Annotated in this window: 2 protein-coding genes; both read left to right on the top strand. The window is 38.1% G+C overall.

Going from position 1 to position 2158, the window contains the following annotated elements; all coding sequences use genetic code 11:
* Positions 1-140: 140 nt before the first annotated feature.
* Complete coding sequence (locus ACFVSH_RS25835; protein WP_387708629.1) at positions 141-1349, top strand: aminotransferase-like domain-containing protein; 1209 nt, start codon at positions 141-143, stop codon at positions 1347-1349.
* A 260-nt stretch (positions 1350-1609) separates the two neighbouring features.
* Positions 1610-2158 (top strand): DMT family transporter (locus ACFVSH_RS25830; protein ID WP_387708627.1); only part of this gene is annotated, 549 nt, incomplete at its 3' end.

Here is a 2158-nt window from a genome sequence, read left to right as displayed (position 1 = left end):
ACAATTATAATATTGTATGGTTTTTTATGTACGTGTTATGATAATTCAAATTTATCGGCAGGATATCATGCCTCGATACAGTAAAGAAAACGAAACAGCTAATGATTGTTAAACAATATGATTAAAAGGAGCATTTAGAAATGCACAACAAATTTGCAAAGAGAGCTAGTTTGGTTAGATCTTCTGAAACGCGTGAAATCTTAAAGGTCACAGAACGGCCAGAAGTGATTTCTTTTGCAGGAGGTCTCCCGGCTCCGGAACTGTTTCCCATGGTGGAACTGAATGTGGCATGTGAAGCCGTTCTTAAAGAAGATGGCCCTGCTTCCCTTCAATACAGTACAACAGAAGGATTTATCCCGCTTAGAAACGCGATCATTAAGCGGATGGATGCGATCGGTATTCAAGCCCATTTACAGCAAATCGTGATTACATCAGGGTCCCAGCAAGCTATTGACCTGACAGGAAAGCTCTTTCTTGACGAAGGGGATACCATCATTTGCGAAAGCCCTACATACCTGGCTGCGGTCAATGCCTTTAAAGTATACAATGCCAACTTTGTAGAAGTAGAGATGGATGAAGACGGCATGATGATGGACGCACTGGAGAAACGGCTTCAGGAGAATCCCCAGGCAAAATTCATTTATACCATTCCCGATTTTCAAAACCCGACAGGCCGAACGCTCAAGCTTGAAAGAAGAAAAAGGATGATCGAGCTCGCCAGCCAGTATGATGTTTTGATTTTGGAAGATAATCCGTACGGAGCTATCCGGTTTTCTGGAACTGCCCTTCCGCCAGTAAAATATTTTGATACAGAAGGCCGTGTCATTTATCTGAGCACCTTTTCGAAAATCTTCACACCGGGACTTCGGCTTGGCTGGATTTGTGCGGATGAAGTATTTATTGAAAAATACGTGGCATTTAAGCAGATAGCAGACTTACACACTGACAGCTTTGCACAGCAGATCACGGCTAAATATATGGAACTTTATGATATAGAGGCTCATATTGAAAATATTAAAGCCGTATACAAAGAAAGATGCATAACGATGATTTCCTGCATCGATCAATTTTTCCCTGAAAACATCTCCTACAGCAATCCGGAAGGCGGGTTATTTATTTGGGTGGAGCTTCCTGCTTCTGTTGATTCAAGTAAAATCTTTGTGGAGTGCTTGAAAAATAATGTGGCCATTGTTCCTGGTATTCCATTTTTTCCAAATGGTACACAAAAGAACACATTACGGCTAAATTACTCGAATACAACGAAAGAACAAATTAGGGAAGGTATAAAACGTATTGGTGAGGTCTTACATCATGAATTAAAGCAAGAACAACATCTTCTAAAGCAATGACAAGGCAACCTAGCTTCTGTCATTGCAGCTTTATATGAAGGAATGCTTAACTTGTCACTTTCAAAATCTATTAATAGAAAAAATGGGGGGAATTATGATGCCATTATCAAATACAAAATTAAACACTTGGAAGCCATTTTCAACATCACCGCCACCACCGTTTACTCCATTTGTTAAAACCGTACTGAATAAGCTTATATTAAAAACAGATTAAGAATCTGCGAAATATAAGCTGTTTCGCAGATTCGAAGGAGTAGACGATGAAATCTAACATTCAGTTTATATTATCAATGATAATCTTTGGTACGATCGGTTTAGTGCAAAGATACATTGATTTATCTTCGAGTGAAACAGCTTTACTAAGTAGTTCAATCGGATGTCTATTTTTAATGTTCGTATTTTTTATGTTGAAAAATTCCATTTCGTGGAAATCAGTGAAAACTAATGCTTCCACCCTATTTCTTTCTGGTATTGCATTAGGAGGGAATTGGATTTTTCTCTATCAATCTTACGATTATACAACAATCACTAACGCAACATTAGGGTATTACTTTGCACCTGTGTTTGTCATGGTTCTCTCACCAATTATCCTTAAGGAAAAATTACCTATCAAAAAGATTGTTTGTATTGGTCTTGCGATATTAGGTATGTTATTGATTGTTGGAAATGGCATAAGTGCATCTGGAGAAGGTGATCTGCTTGGGATCTTTTTTGGATTAGTTGCAGCTGCATTTTACGCTGCATTAATGTTATTAAATAAATTCATTCAAAACATGGCCAAGTTAGAGATTACCATGATCCAACTTGGA

Source organism: Peribacillus sp. NPDC058002, assembly GCF_042886655.1.
Classification (GTDB): domain Bacteria; phylum Bacillota; class Bacilli; order Bacillales; family DSM-1321; genus Peribacillus; species Peribacillus aracenensis.
This window is presented reverse-complemented; position numbering and strand designations above follow the sequence as displayed.